The organism is Streptomyces sp. NPDC093097, from assembly GCF_044754325.1.
Classification (GTDB): Bacteria; Actinomycetota; Actinomycetes; order Streptomycetales; family Streptomycetaceae; genus Streptomyces.
The window spans coordinates 163,033-187,749 of the sequence record NZ_JBIVOW010000009.1 but is presented as its reverse complement, the minus strand read 5'-3'; the positions used below and the strand labels follow the sequence as shown (position 1 = coordinate 187,749).

Here is a 24,717-nt window from a genome sequence, read left to right as displayed (position 1 = left end):
CCGCAACGGAGAATCGAGACTGTCGTGAATCCTGCCCACCGCAGTGCTGTTGCCGCGGCTCCCATCCGCGTCGAGAAGGGCCAGGCCAGCGAGGAGGAGCTCGCTGCCCTGACCGCCGTCCTGCTGGCCCGCGCCGCGCACCAGCCGGCGGCGCCGGCCCGCCCGCGCGCCACGGCCGCCCGCTGGCGCCGTCTGGAGCGGCAGATCGGCTTCCACGGGGCGACGAGCTGGCAGCGGTGACGTTGCGGCACCAGCGGTTGCCCGGCGGCGGCCCCTGCACCTTCGGGTGTGGGGGCCGCCGCCGTGTCGTGGGGCGTTCCCCCGCGGGTGGTTGCGCTGGGATAGCCGAAGGCCAGGGCTTTCGGGATGCCGATCCGGCCGGGGAGAGGTGATGCTGCCATTGCACGCCTTCGGCGAGTGAGGGCGGACCGGGTGCGATGGGAGCGTGGCGCTGATGACGACCGAAACCGCCGGTCTCGGACACCACCCCGAGACCTTCCGTGAGGACTGGCTGGAAGGACTGGCCGACGCCTACGCCCGCACGCTCCGCCGGGTCCCGGGCGCCTACGGCGTGGTCGGCCGCCAGGTGCCCCGCCCCGGCAAGGTCGCGGTCGTCATCGGCGGCGGCTCCGGCCACTACCCGGCCTTCGCCGGACTGGTGGGCCCCGGGCTCGCGGACGCCGCCGCGGTCGGCGACGTCTTCGCCAGCCCCAGCGCCGAGCAGGTCTACCGCACCGCCCGGGCCGCGGACGGCGGCGCGGGCGTGCTGCTCGCCTACGGCAACTACGCGGGCGACGCCATGCACTTCGGCCTGGCCGCCCGCCGGCTCGTCGCCGAGGGCGTCGCGACCCGTACGGTGCTGGTCACCGACGACGTGGCCAGCGGGCCGCCGCCGGAGGAGGGCCGGCCGGTCGACCCGTCCAGGGACCGGCGCGGGGTGGCCGGCGACTTCTTCGTCTTCAAGGCCGCCGGCGCCGCCGCCGAGCGCGGCGACGACCTGGACACCGTCGCCCGGATCGCGGCCCGCGCCAACGCCCACACCCGCACCTTCGGCGCCGCGTTCGCCGGCTGCACGCTCCCGGGCGCGGCAAAGCCGCTGTTCACCGTCCACGCCGGCACCACCGAGCTGGGCATGGGCATCCACGGCGAACCGGGCCTGCGCACCACCCGCCACCTGACCGCCGCCGAACTCGCCGACGAACTCGTCGGCAACCTGCTGCCGGAGCTCCCCGAGCCCCCGGCCGGCAACAACGGCCGGGTCGCGGTCCTCCTCAACGGCCTGGGCCGCACCAAGTGCGAGGAGATGTTCGTGGTCTACCGGCAGGTCAACCGGCGGCTGCGGGCGGCCGGTCTGCACCCGTTCCGGCCGGAGGTGGGGGAGTTCGTCACCTCCTTCGACATGGCCGGCGTCTCCCTGTCGCTGATGCTCCTCGACGACGAACTGGCCGAGCTCCACGACGCCCCCTGCGACACCCCGGCCTTCCGCAGCCTGCCGGTGTCCCTCGCGGACGGGGCGGACGAGCGGACGGACCGGGCGGGGGCGGGCGGCACGGCCGCGGGGGCGGCGACGGCGGCGCTCGTGACGGCGACCGCGGCGGCGGAGACCGCGGCGACCGCGGCCACGGCGGCGGCGGCCGCGGCGACCGAGGCCGCAGCGGCGGCGGCCACGGCGGCTGGCGCGGCCAAGGGCACCGGCCGACCCGTACGGGGCGGCGGCCGGCGACCCCTAAGGGGCCCGCTTCCCCCCGGTGGGGGTCTGCCCGTGGCGGTGGCGCTGCATGCCGCGCTGGAGCTCGTCACGGCCAACGAGGAGGAACTGGGGCGGCTGGACGCGGTCGCCGGGGACGGCGACCACGGGATCGGCATCGTCCGGGGGCTGCGGGCGGCCGTCGCGGCGGCGCGGGCGGCCGAACCGGGGCCGGCCGGCGACCCCCGGTCGGCCGGCGCCGCACTGCTCGCCGCGGGGCTGGCGCTGGCCGACGCCTCCGGCGGCGCGTCCGGCGCGCTCTACGGCGCCCTGCTCACCGAGGCCGGCGCCGTCCTGGTCCGGGCCCCCGAGGACGCCGGCCTGAGCACCGCGGTGCTGGCGGAGGCGGTGGACGCCGCGCAGCGGGCCGTCTGCGAACTGGGTGGCGCCGCCGTGGGGGAGAAGACCATGCTGGACGCCCTGGACCCGTTCCGGCGCGAGCTGCGCGGGCACGCGGTGGAGGGCCTGGCCAAGGCATGGCGGGCCGCCGCCGAGGCCGCCACCCGGGCCGCCACGGACACCGCCCGCCTCACCCCGGCCCGCGGCCGCGCCGCCCGCATGGGCACGCTCGGCTACGGCCACCCGGACGCCGGCGCGGTCTCCCTGGCCCTGATCCTCACCGCGATCGGCACGACCCTGCGCTGACCGCGGGTGCATCGGCAACGGCGAAGGCCCCCGCACCAGGCAGCTGTGCGGGGGCCTTTCGGCGTGCGGGCGGTCGGGGACCGCGCCGTCGGACGCTAGCGCAGGCGGGCCATCAGCGCGTGCTCCACGAGCGTGATGAGGGCGCTCTTGGCCTCGCTGCGGTGCCGCGCGTCGGTGGTGATGATCGGCGCGTCCGGGCCGATCTGCAGCGCCTCACGGACCTCGTCGGGCGTGTAGGGCTGGTGTCCGTCGAAGCCGTTGAGGGCGATGACGAACGGCAGGCCGCTGTTTTCGAAGTAGTCGACGGCGGGGAAGCAGTCGGCCAGGCGGCGGGTGTCGACCAGGACCACCGCGCCGATGGCGCCGCGGACCAGGTCGTCCCACATGAACCAGAAGCGGTCCTGACCCGGCGTACCGAAGAGGTACAGGATCAGGTCCTGGTCCAAGGTGATGCGGCCGAAGTCCATGGCCACGGTCGTGGTCGTCTTGTCCGGTGCGTGCGTGAGGTCGTCGATGCCCGCCGAGGCGGAGGTCATCACGGCTTCGGTGCGCAGCGGGTTGATCTCTGAGACGGCCCCGACGAACGTGGTCTTGCCCACGCCGAAGCCGCCCGCCACCACGATCTTCGCCGAGGTGGTGGAGCGGGCTGCACCGCTAGAGCTTGCGAAGTCCACTGAGCACCCTTTCGAGCAGTGTCACATCTGGCTGTCCGCCGGCGGTCTCGTCCCCGCCGGGCTGATGGATGGCGACGAGTCCGGCCTCCGCCAGGTCGGCGACGAGGATCCGGGCGACGCCGAGGGGGATGGAGAGGAGGGCCGAGATCTCGGCGACGGATTTGATTTCGCGGCAGAGGTGGCAGATGCGCTGGTGCTCCGGCAACTGGCCCTGCAGCTTCGCGGGATCCGCGGTCGTGCTGACCAGCGCCTCGATGGCGAGCTGGTAGCGCGGCCGGGTCCGGCCCCCGGTCATCGCGTACGGGCGCACGAGGGGGTTGTTCATCCCGCCGGTGGGGGCGGGCTCGGGCGCCGGCCGCGGCGGCTGCACCGGCTGGATGCGCGGTGCCTGCGGCTGGTGGTACGGCGAGGGCTCGCTCGGCGGGGGTCCGTAGGGCTGGGGGCTGTACGGACCCTGCTGCGGAGCGGAGTGCTGCTGCGGCCTGCGGCTGGGCGCAGACGGGAAGTTGAAGCGGTTGTGATGGGTGTCGCCCTGCGGACCGGACTGCTGTCCGGATCCATACGGGTAGCCGCTCGGGGGCGTTGCCACGTCTCCTCCTCCAACTTGCCTGTCTGACGTCGGTCGCGCCACCGAACCTTATGGCGCGGTGGCGAGAAACGCACTGCCTGTCTGCTAGTTGAGAAGGCTGCCCTGCAGTTCTGCACGGAGATCGGGGGTCAGGACGGTGCCTGCCCGGTCGACCAGCAGGGCCATTTCGTAACCGACGAGGCCGATGTCGCACTCGGGGTGCGCCAGCACGGCCAGCGACGATCCGTCGGAGACGGACATGATGAAGAGGAAGCCGCGCTCCATCTCCACCACGGTCTGGTTGACGCTCCCGCCCTCGAAGATGCGGGACGCGCCGGAGGTCAGCGACGTCAGACCGGAGGCCACCGCCGCCAGTTGATCGGCTCTGTCGCGGGGGAACCCCTCGGACATCGCGAGGAGCAGCCCGTCTGCGGAGACCACGACCGTGTGGGACACCCCGGGGGTGTTCTCCACGAAGTTGGTGATCAACCAGTTCAGATTCTGCGCCGCCTGGCTCATCGGGCTCACACTAACGCTCCTGATCGTAGGTGCTGCCGGGGCCGAAGCCCTGTTGGTCATTCTGGGGGACCCCCGAGGAGGGGTCCGTGCCGGTGCCGGCGCTGCGCCCCTGCTGGACACCGCGGCGCAGATTGCTCAGCCTGCCGCGGACGGCCTCCGGGGCGCGGGAGACCTGGGGGCCGCCCTGCGTGGTCTGCTCCGCGGTGCCCTCGACCAGGTTGGCCTTGGGCACCCGCCGGGGAAGGCCGGAGGAGGTGACCCCACCGGCCGTCGGCTGGCGCAGTCGCCCCGCCCGCTGCCAGCGATCGTCGTTCTCGCTGTGCCAGTCGGAGCCGTCGCCCTGACCGGCCTCCGGTGCGCTGGACTGCTCACCGTGCGACAAGTCGGTTCCGCGGCGCGGAAGACCGGCGTCGGTCAGCGAGTCGGTCACGCTCGCGAAGGGGCCGGGACGCTCGAATGTTACGCGCTCCGACGCATCCGCGGGAGCGGCACCGGGATTCCGGTCAGATTCCGCTTCGGTTCCGAAGTGGCTCTGGTACGGGGTGGGTTCGGCCCACCCGTCCGCCCGGCCCGCGTCCTGGGGGGTGTAAGGGTACTGGCCGGTGGTCTCGTTGGGGGCCGGCTCGGTGAACGCCTCGGCTCCGTAGGAGCGGTCGTCGTAGAGCGGCTGTCCGGGCTCCGCATACGGCGCGGGCGGCATCTGCCGGGCGGCGCCCGGCAGTTCGTCGCGGAACAGCGGCCGGTTGTCGATCTGCTCGGGCGCGGTCTGCCCGGCGGCCAGTGCCTCCAGGGCCGCCCGGCGCTCCTCGCGCAGCCGCGAACGGCCGACCGGGTCCAGCCCCGCCGCGCCGCCGGCCGGCCCCTGGAGGGCGTCGTCGAAGCCGAGCTCCGCGGCGGTGCGGGCGCCGCCCTCGTACGCCGCCTGCTGGTGCTCGGGGACGATCCGGGAGACGGTGAAGTCGTCGTCGAACTGCTCGCCGCCGCCACCGCCGTGGGTGATCGCCTCCGGCAGCATGACCAGCGAGGTGGTGCCGGCCTGCTCGCCCGAGGGGCGCAGCTGGACGCGGATGCCGTGCCGGTCGGCCAGCCGGCCGACCACGAACAGGCCCATCCGCTGGGAGATCGCGGCGTCCACGCTCGGCGGGTTGGCCAGCTTGTGGTTGATGTCCGCGAAGTCCTCGGGGGTCAGCCCGATGCCCTTGTCGTGGATCTCGATCATGACGCGGCCGTCGGGCAGCCGGGTCGCGGCCACCTTCACCTTGGTCTGCGGGGAGGAGAACGTGGTGGCGTTCTCCAGCAGCTCGGACAGCAGGTGCACCAGGTCGGTCACCGCGGTGCCGTGGATCTCGCTCTCCGGGACCCCGCTGAGCTCGATCCGCTCGTAGGACTCGACCTCGGACGTCGCCGCCCGCAGCACGTCGACCAGCGGCACCGGCTGGTTCCAGCGGCGGCCGGGCTCCTCGCCCGCGAGGATGAGGAGGTTCTCGCCGTTGCGGCGCATGCGCGTGGCGAGGTGGTCGAGCCGGAAGAGGTTCTCCAGCTGGTCCGGGTCGGCCTCGTTGTTCTCCAGGCCGGTGATCAGCTCCAGTTGACGCTCGATCAGGCCCTGGTTGCGCTGCGACAGGTTGGTGAAGATCGCGTTGACGTTGCCCCGGAGCAGTGCCTGCTCGGCGGCGAGCCGGACCGCCTCGCGGTGCACCTGGTCGAAGGCGCGGGCGACCTCGCCGATCTCGTCGGTGGTGGCGATCGGGATCGGGGTCACCCGGGTGTCGACCCGGCCCGGGTCGGTGCGGGAGAGCTGGTCGACCAGCATCGGCAGCCGCTGCTCGGCGACGCCGAAGGCCGCGTTGCGCAGCTCGCGCATGTTCCGGCTCATCCGGCGGGCCATCAGCCCGGCCACCACGAACGCCACGGACAGCGCGGCCACCGCGATGCTGGAGTCCACGAAGGCGGACCGCATGGCGTCCGAGGAGATCTGCGCGGCCTCGTTCACCGCCTTGTCCGCCAGGTCCTTCTCGATGGACCGGTACATGTCGAACTTGCCGGTGGCGGCCGTGAAGTACGCGTCCGGGGTGATGCCCTTGGCGGCCAGCTCGGCCGGTGCCGCGCCGGAGGCGATCAGAGTGGACATCTGGTCGATCGACGGCGGGGTGCGGAAGGTCTGTCCCGCGGCCTCCGCCTGCGCCTTCGCCCGTTCGATCTGGGCCTGCGCCGCGGTGCGGAGCCTGGCCGCGTCCTTGTGCAGCCGCGCCACGTCGCCGGGCGTACCGCCGGAGGTGTACTCGCCGATGGCGATGCCCTCCAGGTAGCGGTACGACGCGAAGGCGGTCAGCTGCGCCTTGTGCTCCTTGCCGCCCTGCGGGGACGCCGGGTCGACCAGGAGGTGGGTGCCGATGGAGCGCTCCAGCGACTCGGCGGCCTTCGCCAGTGCGACGGCGTAGACGGTGCGCCCGTAGGAGGTGATGTTGCCGGTGCCCAGGCCGAGTTCGTTGGCGAACTCCATCAGCGGGTGCTGGATCTCGACGTAGCCCTCTTCGGTCTTCACGCCGGTGAGCTTGGCGGTGTACGCGTTCTGGCGCAGCTGCGCCAGCTGGGGCTCGGTCTTCTGGAACAGCGCCAGGCGGCGGTTGAGGCCGGGCTTGTCCGGCATGCTCTTGGCGGCCTCGCGGAACGCCTTGCCGGCGGCGTCGGTGGCGTCCCGGGCCTCCTGGACCACCGGGTCGCTCTGCCGGCCCTTCAGTAGCGGCGCCGCGGTGCGGTCCCGCTCGTCGATGAGGGCGTTGCTGTAGGAAAGCGCGGCGCGAACGAGCTTGGCGGTGTTCTCGGCGTCCTTGGCGTCCTGCCAGGTGCTGATGGAGTTGTTGACCCGCAGGCCGCCGAAGAGCAGGCCGACCAGGACCGGGATCAGCAGGATCGCGTTCAGCCGGGTGGCCACCCGCCAGTTGCGCGGCGAGTGCTTGCCGCCGCTGACCGGGGGATTGGCGGCCGGGTGTTCGGGCGCATCGGCGGCCGGTGCGTCACCACCACGGGGCGGCGGCGTGAAGTTGCCCCGCCGCGGTTCCTGCGGCTCGGGGCTCGTCGTGCTTCGCCTCACTCGACCAACAACCTCTCGGCGCCGGCACGGTTGCGCAGTGCCGTTTCTTCTGGGCGTTTCTACTCCGGAGTTCAGCGAATTTCAGCACGTCAGGGCTGTGCGTTCCAAACACTGAGAAGACCCCTAAAGGCCCTTGAAGAACGCAAGATAAAAGGGGCGTTAAGGGCGAGGCGCGGCAAAAGGCGGGAGAAATGTGAGCGCAGCGGAGCCGGGCGTGCGCGTCCCGTGGTCGGCGCGGGCCGATTCACTGTCGAAACGTTATGAAGCCCCTTGACGGGCGTGTCGAAGGACACAGCGCACCGCAGGGGCACAAGCGGAGGCACTCCCGGGCAGTTCCGCCCCGAGGGCACCCCGGGGGCACAACTGCCGTACGGCCCATGCCGGATGACGGGATGGGCCGTACGGAGCGGCTAGCGCAGGCGGGCCATCAGCGCGTGCTCCACGAGCGTGATGAGCGCGCTCTTGGCCTCCGTGCGATGCCGCGCGTCGGTGGTGATGATCGGCGTCCCCGGCCCGATCTGGAGCGCCTCGCGCACCTCGTCGGGCGTGTAGGGCTGCGCCCCGTCGAAGCCGTTGAGGGCGATGACGAACGGCAGGCCGCTGTTCTCGAAGTAGTCGACGGCCGGGAAGCAGTCCGACAGCCGGCGGGTGTCGACCAGGACCACCGCGCCGATGGCGCCGCGGACCAGGTCGTCCCACATGAACCAGAAGCGGTCCTGACCCGGCGTACCGAAGAGGTACAGGATCAGGTCCTCGTCCAGCGTGATCCGGCCGAAGTCCATCGCCACGGTCGTGGTCGTCTTGTCCTGGACGTGGCTGAGGTCGTCGATGCCCGCCGAGGCTGAGGTCATCACGGCCTCCGTACGCAGCGGGTTGATCTCCGAGACCGCGCCGACGAACGTGGTCTTGCCCACGCCGAAGCCGCCCGCCACCACGATCTTCGCCGAGGTGGTGGAGCGGGACGGGGCGGCCGCCTGGCCGGCGTCAGAGCTTGCGAAGTCCACTGAGCACCCTCTCCAGCAGGGTCACGTCCGGCGTGCCGCCCGCCTCGCCGCTGCCGCCGGGCTGGTGGATCGCCACCATGCCGGCCTCCGCCAGGTCGGCCACGAGGATCCGGGCCACGCCGAGCGGGATGTGCAGCAGCGCGGAGACCTCCGCCACCGACTTCACCTCGCGGCACAGATGGCAGATCCGCTGGTGCTCGGGGAGCAGACCGGGCAGTTGGGACGGGTCGGCCGTGGTGCTGACCAGGGCCTCTATGGCGAGCTGGTAGCGCGGCCGGGTCCGGCCTCCGGTCATCGCGTACGGGCGCACCAGCGGCTGGTCACCTTCGCCCCCGTACGGCGCGGGGCTGTAGGCGCCGTACGGGCCGGAAGTATGGGGTGGCGGGGTCATGGGTCCTCCGGACGGGACGACCTGGGTCGTCGGGTTGGGCCGGTGAGGATGGCGGCTCGGATAGGTGAGTTGTACCGGGTGCGTGCGGCGCTGCGGACGCCGCGGGCACTCAGTTCAGCAGGCTTCCTTGGAGTTCGGCGCGGAGATCGGGCGTCAGGACGGTGCCCGCGCGGTCGACCAGCAGGGCCATTTCGTAACCGACGAGGCCGATGTCGCACTCGGGGTGCGCCAGCACGGCCAGCGACGATCCGTCGGAGACGGACATGATGAAGAGGAAGCCGCGCTCCATCTCCACCACGGTCTGGTTGACGACCCCGCCCTCGAAGATGCGGGACGCGCCGGAGGTCAGCGACGTCAGACCGGAGGCCACCGCCGCCAGTTGATCGGCTCTGTCGCGGGGGAAGCCCTCGGACATGGCGAGGAGCAGTCCGTCCGCGGAGACCACCACCGTGTGGGACACCCCGGGGGTGTTGTCCACGAAGTTGGTGATCAACCAGTTCAGATTCTGCGCCGCCTGGCTCATCGGACTCAACTAACGCTCCTGCTGGTGAGTGGGATCGACAATGCCGTGGTTGCCGGTGGACGACGTCCCGGCCTGCCGGCCCTGCTGGATGCCCCGGCGCAGATTGGTCAGTCGGCCGCGCACGTCACTGGGTGCGCGGGAGACCTGCGGACCGCCCTGCGGGGGTTGCTGCTGCGCGGTGCCGGCGACCAGGTTGGCGCGCGGCACCCGACGGGGCAGCCCGGACGTGGTGACCCCGCCCGAGGCCGGCTGGCGGATCTGCTCCGCCTGCCGCCACACCTCGTCGTTGGGCGAGGTCCGCCACTGCCCGGTGGATTCGGCCGGGGCGCCCGCACGGGCACCGCCCGCCGGAGCCTCCTCGGCCGGAACGTTCCCGGCCGGCGCCTCCTTCGGCGCCCCGCCGGTCCGGGGGGCGTCCTGGTGCGGCTGCGGCGGCACACCCGCGGCCGCCGAGGCCGGGGTGTTGAACCAGTCGGACTCGATGGTGTCGAAGATCGGGGTGCGGAAGTCACCGGCGCCGGTGTCGGCACCGCCGAGCGGATCGCTCAACGGGTCGGCGCCGAGCGGGTTCTGGCCCGCCGGGGCCCGGCCGGCGTCCGGCTGCGGGACCTGACCGGCCGGCCGCGCCTGCGCGCCCTCGGGGTGCGGGAACTGCCCGGTGGTCTCCGGCCGTCCGGCCTCGAACTGGCCGGTGTCGAACTGCCCGGTCGTGAACTGCCCGGTGTCGGAGTCGGGACGCGGGTGCTGCCCGGTGTCCGGCTCCGGCCGCGCGAACTGGCCGGTGCGGCTGTCGGGCTGCGCGAACTGGCCGGTGTGGCTGTCGGGTTGTGCGAACTGGCCGGTGTGGCCGTCCGGCCGCGGGTGCTGGCCGGTGTGCGCCTCCACCTGCGGGAACTGGCCCGTGTGCAGGTCCGGCTGCGCGAACTGCCCGGTGTGCGCTTCGGCTTGGGGGAACCGGCCGGTGTCGGCGGGGCCGGCGGCCGGCGCGGGCTGCTCGAAGGTGCCGGTGGTCTCCGGCTCCTCGTGGCCGCGCGGCCGGTCCTGCGCCTCACGGGGCGCCACCGGCCAGTCGTCGTCGGTGCCGCGGTCCCGGCGCACGCCCAGGGGCGCGTCGCCCGGCTGCCCGGCGTCCGCGGGGCCCTGCTGCCCGGCTCCGCCGTCCGGCAGCGCGGCCGCGGCCCCCGTCTGCCGCGAGGGCAGCTGCGGGCGCTCCTCGCGCGGGGGCAGACCGGCCGGCGGGGCCACGGTCGGGGTACGGCCGTCCTCGGCACCGCGGTTGGCGTCCGCGCCGCGCACCGGCAGCGCCGGCCGCGCACCGTCGCCGACCGGGCGGGCGTCGCCGCGCCCCGGGGCGTTCTGGGCGTTCGGGGCGGACGGGGCCTGCGGAGCGGACGGCGCGCCGGGACCGGCGGGCGCCGGTACACCGAAGGCGTTCGGGGCGCCGCCGGGGCCGCCGCGGCCGGGCAGCGCGGGCCGCCCGCCGGGGCCGGAGCCGACCTGGCCGCGCGGCTGGAGCCCGGCCAGTCGGCTGGTGGGCGCGCCACCGCCCTCCGACGGGCTCTTGGCGGTGCTCGGCGCCGGCTTCTTGCCGCCCTGGGCGACGTCGACCGGCAGCATGACCAGGGCGGTGGTGCCGCCGGAGTCGGACGGCCGCAGCTGGATGCGGATACCGTGCCGCAGCGACAGCCGGCCGACCACGAACAGACCCATCCGCCGGGACACCGAGACGTCCACGGTCGGCGGGCTGGCCAGCCGCTCGTTGATCGCCGCGAGGTCCTCGGGGGAGAGGCCGATGCCGGTGTCGTGGATCTCCACCAGCACCCGGCCGTCGGGCAGCGCGTGACCGGTCACCTTGACCTTGGTCTGCGGCGAGGAGAACGAGGTGGCGTTCTCCAGCAGCTCGGCGAGCAGGTGCACCAGGTCGTTGACGACCCGGCCGGCGACCTCGGTCTGCGGGACCGCGCTCAGCTCGATCCGCTCGTACTGCTCCACCTCGGACGCGGCGGCGCGGAGCACGTCGACCAGCGGCACCGGGCGGGTCCACCGGCGGCCCGGCTCCTCACCGGCGAGGACCAGGAGGTTCTCGCCGTTACGGCGCATGCGGGTGGCGAGGTGGTCGAGCTTGAAGAGCGAGGAGAGCTGGTCCGGGTCGGCCTCACGGGACTCCAGTTCGGAGATCAGCGAGAGCTGACGCTGGATCAGGCCCTGGGAGCGGCGCGAGAGGTTGGTGAACATCGCGTTGACGTTGCCCCGCAGCAGCGCCTGCTCGGACGCCAGCCGGACCGCCTCGCGGTGCACCTCGTCGAACGCCGCGGCCACCCGGCCGATCTCGTCCCGGCTGTGCACACCGACCGACTCGACGGAGGTGTCGACGTCCTGCGGGTCCGCCTCCGAGAGCTGCTTGACCAGCTCGGGCAGCCGGTCCTGGGCGACCTTCTGGGCGGTGTCCTGGAGGCGGCGCAGCGAGCGGACCATGGACCGGGCCACGACGAAGGCGCCGACCAGCGAGACGCCGAGGACCAGCAGGATCACGGCACCGTTGAGGATCGCGTCCTGGGTCGCGGCGTTCCGCAGCTCGCGGGACTTCTGGTCCATCTCCGAGAGCAGCGCGGTCTCGATCCGCGACATCTCGTCGATCTTGACGGTGTCGGAGTCGTACCAGTCGAGGTACTTGTACTCCTGGGTGCGGATGCCGCCGGCGCTGGCGAAGGCGCGGTGCGCGAACGCGTAGGCGGCCTTGATCTCGTCGTTGTTGCCGTCCAGGCCGCGGGTGAGCGCACCGGCGTTGCCGCTGTAGATCTGCGAGAAGCGGTCCCGGGCCGCCTTCTCGTCGTCCTCGGCGGTGCGGCCGGACAGCCGGTCGTTGGCGGAGAGCTGCGGGCCGCCCGAGCGCGCCAGACCGGCACTGACCAGAGCGCGCTGGATCGACGCGTACTCCTTGGCGGCCGAGAACGCCGCCAGCGCACGGGTGGAGCGGATCATCTCCGGGTTGCTGGTGGCCTGCGCCATGTCCTGCGAGAGGTCCAGCAGGGAGGTGATCAGCTGGTTGTAGGAGGTGACGGTCCGCGTGACGTTGTTGTCGTCCTTGTAGGCGTTGCTGCGGATCTCGTTGAGGGTGTTGAGCTGGCGGCCGATCTCCAGGATGGTCGCGCGGACGCCCGCCATGGCGGCGTCGTCGGTCTTGATGGTCGCGGTGGCCTGGTTGAACGACACCCGGGCGCGGTCGGTCGCCTGGCGCGGGGCGACCACGTTGGCGTCGTCCTTGACGTTGCCGGTGCCGGCCAGCGGGCCGGCTGACTTGTCCCGCTCGGCCTGCAGCGCGTCGGCCAGCTCGGTGGCGTACCGCGTCATCTGCGTCAGCAGCTGCATGTTGTCGAGCTGGTCCATGTTCTCCAGCTCGGTGTTGACGCGCAGGGCGCCCAGGGTCGTCGCGGCGACGACGGGGAGAGCGAGCAGGGAGACCAGACGGGTGCTGATGCGCCAGTTGCGCAGCGCTATTCGACTGCCGGGCCCGCTGGGGCCGTTCTTGGGCTTGCCGCCGCCCGCGGCGTCATCCCCCGGTGACTGGCCGCGGTCTGTCCCGCCGCGCAGCTCCGGGTCCGCCGCAGCGTTGCCATCCCTCTTGAAACGTCCCTGCACTAGCGTCGCAACCTCTGGACCAGGCGTCCCACCGCGCCAACGGCGGGACGGTGTCGATCGGAGGGGACCGCGAAAGCCCCCATGGCGGTCGTGAGTGACCGGCGGGCCACCCCCTCTGGCCGAGAGAGCGGCGCCACCGCGCGGCGCTCCTTCACGCCCTGCGCGCCGGCGGAAACGTGCGGCGGTCCGTGGAATTCCAGCACAGTGCCGGATCTCCAACAAGGGCGGAGCGGTTTGGTGTGACATGTGTGACGCAATGTATGGAATGTGTGACGACCGGTAGAAGAAGGCGCCCCCGATTTCGGACTTTTGCCCGCGAGTCGCCTCTCTTTGCGTCCTGCCCCAGGTGCGGTGATCGGGATCGGAACGTGGGGTTCAATCCGTCAATGTCCGTTTCGACCACGGATGTTGATCATGGGAAATGCGGCATATGTCACACCCTTCGTGAGGAAACTCACAGGATGATCGCCGAGTTTCCCGCCGATCCACAGGGAATAGCGCGCTTAGCCTGACGCTTTACATGGCTGCGCAGAACGACAACGCGCAGAAATGCACCGTTCGGCACCCCTTCCCCACCAGACGCGAGGCATACCGCAGTGAAGACGACGATGTTCCGCAACATAGCCAACCCGCGGCGCACCACCCTGGCCCACCTTGAGGACGCCGAGGACCTCGGCACCCTGGAGGCCCAGGAGCACCCCGTCGACCTGCCCCGCCACACCGCCAACCCCCGCCGCACTGTCCTGAACGAACTCCCGAAACAGGACGTCACGGCCTAAAAGAACGACGGTCCGCCCAGGCCTCCGCGTTAGCCTGGAGTGTCAACTCCGGCCAATGATCATGAGGGGCAGCGGCAACCCGTGCGCATCGCCAGATTCTCCATCGACGGCAACGTCGGCTTCGGCGTCCTCGAAGGAGACGAACTCGACGTCATCAAGGGACATCCGTTCGCGGAATTCGAGCGCTCGGGCCAGAAGGTCCCCCTCGACAAGGTGCGGCTGCTTCCCCCGGTTCTCCCCAACAAGGTCGTGGGCGTGGGCCGCAACTACGCCGAGCACGCCGCCGAACTGGGCAACGAGGTCCCGGAGACCCCGGTCACCTTCTTCAAGCCGTCGACCTCGGTGATCGGTCCCGGCGACCCCCTCGCCTACCCCTCCTTCTCCCAGGAGGTGCACCACGAAGCGGAACTGGCCGTCGTCATCGGCCGGATGTGCCGCGAGGTGCCCCGCGAGCGGGTCAAGGACGTCATCCTCGGCTTCACCTGCGCCAACGACGTCACCGCGCGCGACGTCCAGCGCCAGGAGAAGCAGTGGGCCCGGGCCAAGGGCTTCGACGGCTCCTGCCCCCTCGGCCCCTGGATCGAGACGGACCTGGACCCGGCGGCGGTCGCCGCGGGCCTGACCATCCAGTGCACGGTCAACGGCGAACAGCGCCAACTCGGCCGCACCAGCGACATGGTCCGCCCGATCGAGGACCTGATCGTCCACATCACCGAGGCGATGACGCTGCTCCCCGGCGACGTCGTCCTCACGGGCACCCCGGCCGGGGTCGGCCCGCTCAACGTCGGCGACACGGTCGCCGTCACCATCGAAGGCATCGGCACTCTCACCAACAAGGTGATCAAGCGTGGCTAACGCGACCCCCGTCCGCGTCCGTTTCTGTCCCTCCCCGACCGGCAACCCGCACGTCGGCCTGGTCCGCACCGCCCTGTTCAACTGGGCCTACGCGCGCCACACCGGCGGCCAGTTGGTCTTCCGCATCGAGGACACCGACGCGGCCCGCGACTCCGAGGAGTCCTACAACCAGCTGCTGGACTCGTTCCACTGGCTCGGCTTCGACTGGGACGAGGGCCCCGAGGTCGGCGGCCCGCACGAGCCCTACCGCCAGTCGCAGCGGATGGACCTCTACAAGGACGTCGCGCAGAAGCTGCTCGCCGCCGGCCACGCCTACCCGTGCTACTGCACCACCGAAGAGCTCGACGCCCGCCGCGAGGCCGCCCGCAAGGAGGGCCGGCCCTCCGGTTACGACGGCGCCTGCCGCGATCTGACCGCCGAGCAGAAGGCCGCCTACGAGGCCGAGGGCCGCACCTCGATCGTCCGCTTCCGGATGCCCGACGAGCCGATCACCTTCACCGACCTGGTCCGCGGCGAGCTGACCTTCACCCCGGAGAACGTCCCGGACTACGGCATCGTCCGCGCCAACGGGGCACCGCTCTACACCCTCGTCAACCCGGTCGACGACGCCCTGATGGGGATCACCCACGTCCTGCGCGGCGAGGACCTGCTCTCCTCCACCCCCCGCCAGATCGCCCTGTACCGGGCCCTGATGGAGCTGGACGTCGCCACCGCGATCCCGGAGTTCGGCCACCTGCCCTACGTCATGGGCGAGGGCAACAAGAAGCTCTCCAAGCGCGACCCCCAGGCCAACCTCAACCTCTACCGGGAGCGCGGCTTCCTGCCCGAGGGCCTGCTGAACTACCTGTCCCTGCTGGGCTGGTCGTTCTCCGCCGACCAGGACATCTTCACCATCCCCGAGATGGTCGAGAAGTTCGACATCGCGGACGTCAACGCCAACCCGGCCCGCTTCGACCTCAAGAAGGCCGAGGCGATCAACGCCGAGCACATCCGCCGGCTGGAGCTCAAGGACTTCACCGCGGCCTGCGAGCCCTGGCTGAAGGCCCCGTTCGCCAACTGGGAGCCGTCGGACTTCGACCAGGCGGCCTGGGAGGCGATCGCCCCGCACGCCCAGACCCGCGTCACCGTCCTCTCGGACATCACCGCCAACGTCGACTTCCTCTTCCGCAAGGAGCCGGTCGAGGACGAGGCGTCCTGGACGAAGGCGATGAAGGGCGACCCGGTGGCCCTGCTCACCACCGCCCGCGCCAACCTGGCAGCCGCCGACTGGACCGCCGGCCCCGAGCCGCTCAAGCAGGCCGTCCTCGCCGCCGGCGAGGAGCACGGCCTCAAGCTCGGCAAGGCGCAGGCCCCGGTCCGCGTCGCCGTCACCGGCCGCACCGTCGGCCTGCCGCTCTTCGAGTCCCTGGAGATCCTCGGCAAGGAGCGCACCCTCGCCCGGATCGACGCGGCCCTGGCCAAGCTGGCCGCCTGATCCCACCGCACCCCACGGGACCCACGGGCCCGGAAGCCACCGCGCTTCCGGGCCCGTTCCCTTCTTCCTCCCGCCGTCCCCTTGCCGCACCCCGCCCCTCGGCCGTTAGATTCCCGCCATGGCCCTCCGCGCCGTCCTCTGGGACCTCGACGACACCCTCTTCGACTACGACGGCTCCGACCGCACCGGCGTGCTGCGGCACCTGCGCGCCGAGGGCCTGCTGGCCGCCTACGGCGGCGAGGAGGCCGCGGTGGCCCGCTGGCGGGAGGTCATGGAGACCGAGTTCGCCCGGTTCCTCGCCGGCGAGCGGGGCTTTCGGGAGCACCGCAGGGCCCGCGCCCGCAGCTTCCTGGACGCCCCGCTGAGCGACGCGGAGGCGGACGCCTGGTTCGGCCGCTACCTCGCCCACTACGAGGCCGCCTGGCGGCTCTTCCCGGACGCCGTGCCGGCCCTGGAGGCGCTGGCGCCCCTGGTCCGCCAGGCGGTGCTCTCGAACGCCTCCACCGCCAACCAGGAGCGCAAGCTCACCGTCCTGGGCATCCGCGCGCACTTCGAGGCCGTCCTGTGCGCCGACGTCCTCGGGCACGCCAAGCCGGCCCCGGAGGCGTTCCGCGGTGCCTGCGCGGCCCTCGGGCTGCCGCCGGCCGACGTGCTCTACGTCGGCGACCGGCTCGACGTCGACGGCCTGGGCGCCAGGGACGCCGGACTGGTGCCCGTATGGCTGGACCGCGCGGGCAGCGAGGAGCAGCCTCCGTCGGGCGTGCACCGCATCCGCGGGCTGGCCGAGCTGCCTGAGCTGGTGCGCCGGGTCATCGGTTTTGGAGCACCCTCCACGATCAGGTAATGTTCTTCCTGCGCCGCCCGAGAGGGCCGAAAGGCCGGAACGGAAAGCGCAGATCAAAGAGAAGCCCCCTGCACGGGGTTGCACTTTGATGGCCTATGGTGTAATTGGCAGCACGACTGATTCTGGTTCAGTTAGTCTTGGTTCGAGTCCAGGTAGGCCAGCTCGCAGAGCTCATCTGCAAAGCCCCCGTTGTGTAGCGGCCTAGCACGCCGCCCTCTCAAGGCGGTAGCGCCGGTTCGAATCCGGTCGGGGGTACAGATCCTTCTCGGGGAGGCAGTCTGGGTCGCACCCACTGCCACTCACGCAGGATCGCTAGGGCCCCCGTTGTGTAGCGGCCTAGCACGCCGCCCTCTCAAGGCGGTAGCGCCGGTTCGAATCCGGTCGGGGGTACTGGTCTACACCACCATGGCCTATGGTGTAATTGGCAGCACGACTGATTCTGGTTCAGTTAGTCTTGGTTCGAGTCCAGGTAGGCCAGCTCGCAGAGCTCATCTGCAAGGCCCCCGTTGTGTAGCGGCCTAGCACGCCGCCCTCTCAAGGCGGTAGCGCCGGTTCGAATCCGGTCGGGGGTACCTGAGGGAAAGGCCCTCCGCTTCATGCGGAGGGCTTTTCTCGTGTGTCCGGACAACACCTCCGGCGGTCAACCGCCCTGTGAAGCGGGGGAGTTGGCGCGGCCCGGCGGCAGCGGCCCTTGCGGGGCGGCCAGTTGGGCGGGCGGTGGCGGTGTGCGCCGGAGAGCGGGCCGGCCGGCCACCGCGGGGAGCGGGGCCGGCCGGCTGTGTCATCGGAGGACGTTCTAGGAGCCGTTGCGGCGCAGGCCCTCGGAGAGGCGGGCGGCGGCGTCGATGACCGCCTGGGCGTGCATCCGGCCCGGGTGGCGGGTCAGCCGCTCGATCGGTCCGGAGACCGAGACGGCGGCCACCACGCGGTTGGAGGGGCCGCGGACGGGCGCCGAGACGGAGGCCACACCGGGCTCCCGCTCGCCGATCGACTGGGCCCAGCCGCGGCGCCGCACGCCGGACAGCGCGGTGGCGGTGAAACGGGCGCCCTGGAGGCCGCGGTGCAGCCGCTCAGGCTCCTCCCAGGCCATCAGGATCTGGGCCGAGGAGCCCGCCTTCATGGTCAGCGTGGAGCCCACCGGGACGGTGTCCCGCAGTCCGGACAGCCGCTCCGCCGCCGCCACGCAGATCCGCATGTCGCCCTGGCGGCGATAGAGCTGGGCGCTCTCGCCCGTCACGTCCCGCAGATGCGTGAGCACCGGTCCGGCCGTGGCCAGGAGGCGGTCCTCGCCGGCCGCCGCGGCCAACTCGGAGAGCCGCGGGCCGAGTATGAACCGGCCCTGCATGTCCCTCGCCACCATCCGGTGGTGTTCCAGAGCCACGGCCAGCCGGTGGGCCGTGGGTCGGGCGAGTCCGGTCGCCGCGACCAGCCCGGCGAGGGTGGCCGGACCGGACTCCAGAGCGCTCAAAACCAGAGCCGCCTTGTCGAGAACGCCGACGCCGCTAGAGTTGTCCATGCAACGATACTTGCGTCTCACAGTGTGAAACGCAAGTTCAATTTTCCAGCGAAGTCGTCACTCTGTATTCGCGGCCCCCGACCAGGGCCCGGCGTCAGGCCCGTCAGGGGAGATTCGCGGGTCACCGCGCACATACGAGCAAGGCCGGCACTGTGGCCGGCCGGAGGGAAAGCGATGGGACGGACACTCGCGGAGAAGGTCTGGGACGACCACGTCGTCCGGCGCGCGGAAGGCGAGCCCGACCTTCTCTTCATCGATCTGCACCTGCTGCACGAGGTCACCAGCCCGCAGGCGTTCGACGGCCTCCGCAAGGCAGGCCGCCAGGTGCGGCGTACGGACCTGACCATCGCCACCGAGGACCACAACACCCCCACCCTCGACATCGACAAGCCGATCGCCGACCCGGTCTCGCGCGCCCAGCTGGAGACCCTGCGCAAGAACTGCGCGGAGTTCGGCGTCCGGCTGCATCCGCTGGGCGACGTCGAGCAGGGCGTCGTCCACGTCGTGGGACCGCAGTTGGGACTGACCCAGCCCGGCACCACCGTGGTCTGTGGCGACAGCCACACCTCCACCCACGGCGCGTTCGGTGCGCTGGCGTTCGGCATCGGCACCAGCCAGGTCGAGCATGTGCTCGCGACCCAGACGCTGCCGATGGCGCCGTTCCGGACCATGGCGATCACGGTGGACGGGGAACTGCCCGAGGGCGTCACCGCCAAGGACCTGATCCTGGCGATCATCGCGAAGATCGGCACCGGCGGCGGTCAGGGCTATGTCATCGAGTACCGTGGCTCGGCCGTCGAGAAGCTGTCGATGGAAGCCCGGATGACCATCTGCAACATGTCGATCGAGGCGGGCGCCCGGGCCGGCATGATCGCCCCCGACCAGACCACCTTCGACTACCTCCAGGGCCGCGACCACGCCCCGCAGGGCGAGGACTGGGACGCCGCCGTCGCGTACTGGAAGACGCTGCGCACCGACGACGACGCGGTCTTCGACGCCGAGGTCGTCATCGACGCCGCGTCGCTGGCGCCGTTCGTCACCTGGGGCACCAACCCCGGCCAGGGTGCGCCGCTTTCGGCGAACGTCCCCGACCCGGGTTCGTACGAGGACCCCTCGGAGCGGTTCGCCGCCGAAAAGGCCCTGGAATACATGGGGTTGACGGCGGGTCAGCCGCTGCGCGAGATCTCCGTGGACACCGTCTTCGTAGGTTCGTGCACCAACGGCCGCATCGAGGACCTGCGCGCGGCGGCGGCGGTCCTCGCCGGCCGCAAGGTCGCGGACGGGGTGCGGATGTTGGTCGTCCCCGGCTCGGTCCGGGTCGCCCTCCAGGCCGTCGAGGAGGGCCTGGACGCGACCTTCACCGCCGCCGGTGCCGAATGGCGGCACGCCGGCTGCTCGATGTGCCTGGGCATGAACCCCGACCAGTTGGCGCCCGGCGAGCGCTCCGCGTCCACCTCCAACCGCAACTTCGAGGGCCGGCAGGGCAAGGGCGGCCGCACGCACCTCGTGTCGCCCCAGGTCGCCGCCGCAACGGCGGTTCTCGGCCATCTGGCCTCACTGGCCGATCTGTCCGACGCCACCGTCGCCACGCCCGCGGGAGTCTGAACACCATGGAAGCTTTCACCACCCACACCGGCCGGGCCGTTCCGCTGCGGCGCAGCAACGTCGACACCGACCAGATCATCCCGGCCCACTGGCTGAAGAAGGTCACCCGCGACGGCTTCGAGGACGGCCTGTTCGAGGCCTGGCGCAAGGACCCCGAGTTCGTCCTCAACCAGGAGGCGCACAAGGGGGCAACGGTCCTGGTGGCGGGCCCCGACTTCGGCACCGGCTCCTCCCGCGAGCACGCCGTCTGGGCGCTCCAGAACTACGGTTTCAAGGCCGTTGTCTCCTCCCGTTTCGCGGACATCTTCCGCGGCAACTCCCTGAAGAACGGCCTGCTGACGGTGGTCCTGCCGCAGGAGACCGTGGACCGCCTCCAGGAGTTGGCGGAGTCCGACCCGACCGCCGAGGTGACGGTCGACCTGGTGGGCCGCGAGGTCCGCGCCGAGGGCATCACCGCCGGCTTCGAGCTGGACGAGAACGCCCGTTGGCGGCTCTTGGAGGGCCTGGACGACATCAGTCTCACCCTTCGGGAGGAGTCCGCGATCGCCGCATACGAGGCGAACAGGCCGCGGTTCAAGCCGCGTACCATCGAGGTCTGACCTCGGGTTTTATGGCTCAAAGCCTTATTGCGTACGATGCGCCCCCTGTGCAGTTGGCAGGGGGCGCATCGCCGTGTTGAGGCCGGTGTTGAGGCCCCGTGAAGCGACAACTCGGCGCAGATGGCACAATTAGCGCATGGAACGCGACGACCAACTCGAGCTCTACGGTTTCGTCGCCGACCGACTCAAGGACGCACACGCAAGAGTGCGGACACTGCAAGTCCCGGAGGGCGTACGGATGGCGCTGACCCGGAAGCTGCTCGTCATCACGGCCGCGGCTAAACACGATCTTGCAGACGCAGCAAGGCGTCTGGAGTGGTTCATGCATGACCTTGACGAAGGTCGTTATCCCGAAGATGTGCATGCCGGCGGAAGTCCGTGAAGGTCGAGTCCGTTGCGGCACAAGGGTGATTAGCCCGTTTCGTGTTTGATTTGCGGTATATATCTGCCTAACGTGCGAAAAAGCTTGGAATCTTTCGTTCCAGCAATGTCTCCGAAGGGGAAGACGTGAACAAGGCGCAGCTCGTAGAAGCCATTGCCGACAAGCTCGGCGGCCGCCAGAACGCCGCGGAAGCGGTGGACGCCGTACTGGACGCAATCGTCCGTGCAGTTGTCGCCGGCGACCGCGTATCGGTCACCGGATTCGGTTCGTTCGAGAAGGTGGACCGCCCGGCCCGTTACGCCCGCAACCCGCAGACGGGCGAGCGCGTGCGGGTCAAGAAGACCTCGGTGCCGCGTTTCCGCGCCGGTCAGGGCTTCAAGGACCTGGTGAGCGGCTCGAAGAAGCTCCCCAAGGGCGGCGAGGTGGCCGTGAAGAAGGCCCCCAAGGGCAGCCTGACCGGCGGTGTCGCCATCAAGAAGGCCGCCGCGAAGAAGGCGGCCGCGAAGAAGGCCGCGGCCAAGAAGGCGGCGCCGGCGAAGAAGGCGGCGGCGAAGAAGACCACCGCGAAGAAGGTCACCGCGAAGAAGGTCACCGCGGCGAAGAAGACCACCGCGAAGAAGGCGGCGGCGAAGAAGGCCGCGCCCGCCAAGAAGACCACCGCCAAGAAGGTCACGGCGAAGAAGACCGCGCCCGCCAAGAAGGCCACGGCGAAGAAGGCTCCCGCCAAGAAGACCACGGCGCGCAAGACCACCGCCAAGAAGACCACTGCCCGCAAGCGGTAATTCCACAGCGGCAAACGCAACGCCAGGCGCCGGGCCGGTCTCCCTCCGGGGAGCCCGGCCCGCGGTGCGTGCCCCGTCAGGGCCCCGTCTACGCTGACCCCATGCAGGCCACCGCGTACACCTACGACGAGACGACCCGCGCCGGCAGCGTGCTGCTGGACGACGGGACCCCGCTGCCGTTCGACGCGGCCGCCTTCGACGCCGGCGGCCTGCTCCTGCTGCGGCCCGGTCAGCGGGTGCGCATCGAGGTCACCGGCGAGGGCACCGACCGGCGGATCGTCCTGGTCACGCTCCAGACGCTCTGACCTGCGGCGGCACCGCCGCGCCCGGCGCGCGGGCGGCGTCCGCGGCCAGGGGGGCGCCGGACGGGCGCCGCACGGCCGCCCAGCCCGGCACCTGCGGGGTCTGCCGCGCGGTGTGCGGGCCCACGCCCAGCGCCAGCGCCGCCCGCAGATCGTCCCCGGTGTCCACGTCCCGGCGTACCGACGGCACGTTCGGCGCGACGATCTCCCGCGCCCCGGACGCCAGGTGACGGGCCCGCGAAGCGCCCCCGAAAGCCGGGTCCAATTCCACACCGGAAGTCGCGGACAGAAGTGTTGTCCCGATATCCGCCGCATCCGCGAGAAATGCGCGCGGAAAAAGCGCGGCGGAATGGAGCACTACGGCCAGCTCGGCCGGGCGGAGCGCCGGCAGATCGGCGTTCAGTGCGGCGATCGGGGCTTCGGGGCGCCGGGCCCGTACCACGGCCGCTCCGTGGGCCAGTGCGGCATTCAGCCCGTTGGCCGGAGCGTCCGGCACAATGCGCGCCCCCAGCCCCGCCAAGTGCTCCCCGGCCACCGGATCGTCCGTGACAACCGCCACATCCCGCACGTCCGCGCAGGCCAGTGCCGCCGCCACCGTGTCCAGTGCGAATGCCAGCGCCAACCGGGGCCGGAACTCCTCACCGGCGGCCTGGGAGAGCCTGCTCTTGGCCCGCACCAGCGGTTTCAGCGGCACCACGAGGCTCCAGCCCACATCCGCTCCGTCTCTTCGCATCGGGATCATTCTCACCTGCCGCCGGGCCTTTCCTTCAGCGACGGGGTTACGGTGTTCTCGACATAGCGGGTACACGGGGCGACACTTGTGCGGCTGCCGGCTCGCAGCAGCTCCGCAGATCCCACAAGGAGGGTGTCCCAGTGTCCCGCCGCAGAATCGGCTTCTGGTACCGCTTGGCCGCGGTCATCTGCAAACCGCCGCTCTTGGTTCTGTTCAAGCGGGACTGGCGGGGAATGGAACACATTCCGGCCGACGGCGGTTTTATTACCGCGGTCAACCACAACTCGTATCTCGATCCGCTCTCCTATGCGCACTATCAGTACAACACCGGGCGGGTCCCCCGATTCCTCGCCAAGGCCGGTCTCTTCAAGAGCGGCTTTGTCGGCATGGTGATGCGGGGCACGGGACAGATCCCGGTCTACCGGGAAACCACCGACGCCGCCAACGCCTTCCGGGCCGCCGTGAACGCCATCGAGAAGGGCGAATGCGTCGCCTTCTACCCGGAGGGCACCCTCACCCGCGACCCCAACCTGTGGCCTATGCAGGGCAAGACCGGTGCCGCCCGGGTCGCACTGCTGACGAAGGCGCCGGTCATCCCCGTCGCCCAGTGGGGCGCCAACGAGGCGATGCCGCCGTACGCCAAGGAGAACAAGCTCCAGCTCCTCCCGCGCAAGACGCTGCGGGTCAAGGCCGGACCGCCGGTCGACCTCAGCGAGTTCTACGACCGGGAGCCCACCGCCGAGGTGCTGCGGGCCGTCACCGAGAAGATCATGGCCGCGATCACCGCGGAACTCGCCGGTATCCGCGGCGAGACCGCGCCGGCCGAACCGTTCGACTACCGCAAGGAAATCGCCAGGGAGCGACGGGCCGCCCGAGAGGCCGCGCGGGCCGCTCAGGCCGCCGCCACCGGCGACGCCGTACTGGAACCGGCCGAGTCCGCCGCACCGGCCGCACCCGCGCACACAACCCGAAGCACCCGGCAGGCACAGGAGGATGAAGGCAAGTGACGCGCTGCGCCGTCTTCGGCACGGGGTCCTGGGGCACCGCATTCGCGATGGTGCTCGCCGACGCGGGATGCGAGGTGACCCTGTGGGGGCGCAGAGCGGCCCTCGTCGACGCCATCAACACCGGCCGCACCAACCCGGACTACCTACCGGGCGTCGAACTCCCCAAGGGCGTACGGGCCACCACCGACCCGGCCGAGGCCGCCCGCGGCGCGGACTTCACCGTCCTCGCCGTGCCCTCCCAGACGCTGCGTGACAACCTCGCCGAGTGGGCGCCCCTGCTGCCCTCCGACACCGTCCTGGTCTCCCTGATGAAGGGCGTTGAACTGGGCACCGCCAAGCGCATGAGCGAGGTCGTCGAGGAGGTCGCCAAGGTCCCCGCGGAACGCGTCGCGGTGCTGACCGGCCCCAACCTCGCCAAGGAGGTCGCCGCGAAGCAGCCCGCCGCCGCCGTGGTCGCCTGCGCCGACGAGGACGTCGCCCGGCGCCTCCAGACCGCCTGCCACACCGCGTACTTCCGCCCGTACACCAACACCGACGTGGTGGGGTGCGAACTCGGCGGCGCGGTCAAGAACGTCATCGCGCTCGCGGTCGGCATCGCCACCGGCATGGGCCTGGGCGACAATGCCAAGGCGTCCCTGATCACCCGGGGTCTGGCCGAGACCACCCGGCTCGGCCTGGCCATGGGCGCCGACGCGCACACCTTCGCGGGCCTGGCCGGCATGGGCGACCTCGTCGCCACCTGCTCCTCGCCGCTCTCCCGCAACAACACCTTCGGCACCAACCTCGGCCGGGGCATGTCGTTGCAGGAGACCATCGCGGTCACCAAGCAGACCGCCGAGGGCGTCAAGTCCTGTGAATCCGTGCTGGATCTGGCCCGCAGGCACGGCGTCGACATGCCGCTCACCGAGACCGTGGTGGAGATCGTCCACGAGGGCAAGCCGCCGCTGGTGGCCCTCAAGGAGCTGATGTCCCGCAGCGCCAAGCCGGAGCGGCACTGACCGCCCGCCCGTCGCCCGACCACCACCCCTCGACGGC

General features: G+C 71.4%; 23 protein-coding genes and 5 tRNA genes. 18 read left to right on the top strand and 10 right to left on the bottom strand.

Translation table 11 applies throughout. The features are described 5' to 3' along the window. Window positions 1-24: 24 nt before the first annotated feature. Window positions 25-240, top strand: a complete 216-nt coding sequence (locus tag ACIQE0_RS18045) for an acyl-CoA carboxylase epsilon subunit (RefSeq protein WP_366330672.1) — start codon at window positions 25-27, stop codon at window positions 238-240. 214 nt (window positions 241-454) lie between these two features. After that, on the top strand, window positions 455-2,392 hold the full coding sequence (locus tag ACIQE0_RS18040; RefSeq protein WP_402333070.1) for a dihydroxyacetone kinase subunit DhaK: 1,938 nt from the start codon (window positions 455-457) through the stop codon (window positions 2,390-2,392). 95 nt (window positions 2,393-2,487) lie between these two features. Here ACIQE0_RS18040 and ACIQE0_RS18035 read toward each other — a convergent pair whose 3' ends face one another. The 8 genes from ACIQE0_RS18035 to ACIQE0_RS18000 form a co-directional block, all read right to left on the bottom strand. After that, on the bottom strand, window positions 2,488-3,066 hold the full coding sequence (locus ACIQE0_RS18035) for an ATP/GTP-binding protein (RefSeq protein WP_073447656.1): 579 nt from the start codon (window positions 3,064-3,066) through the stop codon (window positions 2,488-2,490). Next, window positions 3,047-3,655 (bottom strand): DUF742 domain-containing protein, encoded by a 609-nt coding sequence (locus ACIQE0_RS18030; protein WP_402333067.1) that lies wholly within the window; start codon window positions 3,653-3,655, stop codon window positions 3,047-3,049. Before ACIQE0_RS18030 ends, ACIQE0_RS18035 begins: the two co-directional genes overlap by 20 nt. Before the next feature lie 84 nt (window positions 3,656-3,739). Beyond that, window positions 3,740-4,153 (bottom strand): roadblock/LC7 domain-containing protein, encoded by a 414-nt coding sequence (locus tag ACIQE0_RS18025; protein ID WP_018542541.1) that lies wholly within the window; start codon window positions 4,151-4,153, stop codon window positions 3,740-3,742. A gap of 10 nt (window positions 4,154-4,163) precedes the next feature. Beyond that, entirely contained in the window at window positions 4,164-7,247 is a 3,084-nt protein-coding gene (locus ACIQE0_RS18020; RefSeq protein WP_402333064.1) for a nitrate- and nitrite sensing domain-containing protein, read from the bottom strand. A 410-nt stretch (window positions 7,248-7,657) separates the two neighbouring features. Continuing rightward, window positions 7,658-8,251: an ATP/GTP-binding protein gene (locus tag ACIQE0_RS18015; RefSeq protein WP_366330668.1), complete on the bottom strand. Its 594-nt coding sequence runs from the start codon at window positions 8,249-8,251 to the stop codon at window positions 7,658-7,660. Continuing rightward, the gene (locus ACIQE0_RS18010) at window positions 8,232-8,642 is read right to left on the bottom strand and encodes a DUF742 domain-containing protein (RefSeq protein ID WP_366330667.1); all 411 of its coding nucleotides are present in this window, start codon (window positions 8,640-8,642) and stop codon (window positions 8,232-8,234) included. The genes ACIQE0_RS18015 and ACIQE0_RS18010 overlap by 20 nt, the downstream gene beginning before the upstream one ends. A gap of 109 nt (window positions 8,643-8,751) precedes the next feature. Continuing rightward, window positions 8,752-9,165: a roadblock/LC7 domain-containing protein gene (locus tag ACIQE0_RS18005; RefSeq protein ID WP_366330766.1), complete on the bottom strand. Its 414-nt coding sequence runs from the start codon at window positions 9,163-9,165 to the stop codon at window positions 8,752-8,754. A 9-nt stretch (window positions 9,166-9,174) separates the two neighbouring features. Further along, window positions 9,175-12,804, bottom strand: a complete 3,630-nt coding sequence (locus ACIQE0_RS18000; protein WP_402333059.1) for a nitrate- and nitrite sensing domain-containing protein — start codon at window positions 12,802-12,804, stop codon at window positions 9,175-9,177. Window positions 12,805-13,412: 608 nt separating this feature from the next. Here ACIQE0_RS18000 and ACIQE0_RS17995 point away from each other — a divergent pair. The 9 genes from ACIQE0_RS17995 to ACIQE0_RS17955 all read left to right on the top strand — a co-directional run bounded on the left by ACIQE0_RS17995 (window position 13,413) and on the right by ACIQE0_RS17955 (window position 17,328). Further along, window positions 13,413-13,583, top strand: a complete 171-nt coding sequence (locus ACIQE0_RS17995) for a hypothetical protein (RefSeq protein WP_402333056.1) — start codon at window positions 13,413-13,415, stop codon at window positions 13,581-13,583. Window positions 13,584-13,664: 81 nt separating this feature from the next. Next, on the top strand, window positions 13,665-14,438 hold the full coding sequence (locus ACIQE0_RS17990; RefSeq protein ID WP_366330664.1) for a fumarylacetoacetate hydrolase family protein: 774 nt from the start codon (window positions 13,665-13,667) through the stop codon (window positions 14,436-14,438). Next, complete coding sequence (gene gltX / locus ACIQE0_RS17985) at window positions 14,431-15,912, top strand: glutamate--tRNA ligase (protein WP_402333053.1); 1,482 nt, start codon at window positions 14,431-14,433, stop codon at window positions 15,910-15,912. The genes ACIQE0_RS17990 and gltX overlap by 8 nt, the downstream gene beginning before the upstream one ends. A gap of 118 nt (window positions 15,913-16,030) precedes the next feature. Further along, window positions 16,031-16,756: an HAD family hydrolase gene (locus ACIQE0_RS17980; protein ID WP_402333050.1), complete on the top strand. Its 726-nt coding sequence runs from the start codon at window positions 16,031-16,033 to the stop codon at window positions 16,754-16,756. 89 nt (window positions 16,757-16,845) lie between these two features. Continuing rightward, a tRNA-Gln gene (locus tag ACIQE0_RS17975) sits at window positions 16,846-16,917 on the top strand. 21 nt (window positions 16,918-16,938) lie between these two features. Beyond that, window positions 16,939-17,011 (top strand) — tRNA-Glu (locus tag ACIQE0_RS17970). Between the two features lie 62 nt (window positions 17,012-17,073). Continuing rightward, window positions 17,074-17,146 (top strand) — tRNA-Glu (locus tag ACIQE0_RS17965). 16 nt (window positions 17,147-17,162) lie between these two features. Next, a tRNA-Gln gene (locus ACIQE0_RS17960) sits at window positions 17,163-17,234 on the top strand. A 21-nt stretch (window positions 17,235-17,255) separates the two neighbouring features. Then, window positions 17,256-17,328, top strand: a tRNA-Glu gene (locus ACIQE0_RS17955). A gap of 224 nt (window positions 17,329-17,552) precedes the next feature. Here ACIQE0_RS17955 and ndgR read toward each other — a convergent pair. Next, window positions 17,553-18,272, bottom strand: coding sequence for an IclR family transcriptional regulator NdgR (gene ndgR / locus ACIQE0_RS17950; RefSeq protein WP_100599612.1), 720 nt, complete (start codon window positions 18,270-18,272; stop codon window positions 17,553-17,555). A gap of 174 nt (window positions 18,273-18,446) precedes the next feature. Between ndgR and leuC the strand changes: the two genes are divergently transcribed. From leuC to ACIQE0_RS17925, 5 genes are all read left to right on the top strand, one after another. Continuing rightward, window positions 18,447-19,877: a 3-isopropylmalate dehydratase large subunit gene (leuC, locus tag ACIQE0_RS17945; protein WP_402333046.1), complete on the top strand. Its 1,431-nt coding sequence runs from the start codon at window positions 18,447-18,449 to the stop codon at window positions 19,875-19,877. Between the two features lie 5 nt (window positions 19,878-19,882). After that, window positions 19,883-20,476 carry a 3-isopropylmalate dehydratase small subunit gene (gene leuD / locus ACIQE0_RS17940; RefSeq protein WP_384098800.1) on the top strand — a complete coding sequence of 198 codons (594 nt, stop codon included), beginning with the start codon at window positions 19,883-19,885 and terminating at the stop codon, window positions 20,474-20,476. A 136-nt stretch (window positions 20,477-20,612) separates the two neighbouring features. Beyond that, a complete protein-coding gene (locus ACIQE0_RS17935) occupies window positions 20,613-20,858 on the top strand; it encodes a hypothetical protein (protein WP_402333043.1) in 246 nt (81 codons plus the stop codon). A 125-nt stretch (window positions 20,859-20,983) separates the two neighbouring features. Beyond that, the gene (locus ACIQE0_RS17930) at window positions 20,984-21,640 is read left to right on the top strand and encodes an HU family DNA-binding protein (RefSeq protein ID WP_366330659.1); all 657 of its coding nucleotides are present in this window, start codon (window positions 20,984-20,986) and stop codon (window positions 21,638-21,640) included. Window positions 21,641-21,741: 101 nt separating this feature from the next. Then, window positions 21,742-21,945, top strand: a complete 204-nt coding sequence (locus ACIQE0_RS17925) for a hypothetical protein (protein WP_366330658.1) — start codon at window positions 21,742-21,744, stop codon at window positions 21,943-21,945. Here ACIQE0_RS17925 and cofC read toward each other — a convergent pair. Beyond that, window positions 21,926-22,675 (bottom strand): 2-phospho-L-lactate guanylyltransferase, encoded by a 750-nt coding sequence (gene cofC / locus ACIQE0_RS17920; protein WP_402333039.1) that lies wholly within the window; start codon window positions 22,673-22,675, stop codon window positions 21,926-21,928. The two genes, ACIQE0_RS17925 and cofC, sit on opposite strands and share 20 nt — an antisense overlap. Before the next feature lie 140 nt (window positions 22,676-22,815). On the opposite strand from cofC, the gene ACIQE0_RS17915 reads away from it, so the two are divergent. Both ACIQE0_RS17915 and ACIQE0_RS17910 read left to right on the top strand, forming a co-directional pair. After that, entirely contained in the window at window positions 22,816-23,682 is an 867-nt protein-coding gene (locus ACIQE0_RS17915) for a lysophospholipid acyltransferase family protein (RefSeq protein WP_366330656.1), read from the top strand. After that, window positions 23,679-24,680 carry an NAD(P)H-dependent glycerol-3-phosphate dehydrogenase gene (locus tag ACIQE0_RS17910; protein ID WP_366330655.1) on the top strand — a complete coding sequence of 334 codons (1,002 nt, stop codon included), beginning with the start codon at window positions 23,679-23,681 and terminating at the stop codon, window positions 24,678-24,680. Before ACIQE0_RS17915 ends, ACIQE0_RS17910 begins: the two co-directional genes overlap by 4 nt. Window positions 24,681-24,717 lie beyond the last annotated feature (37 nt).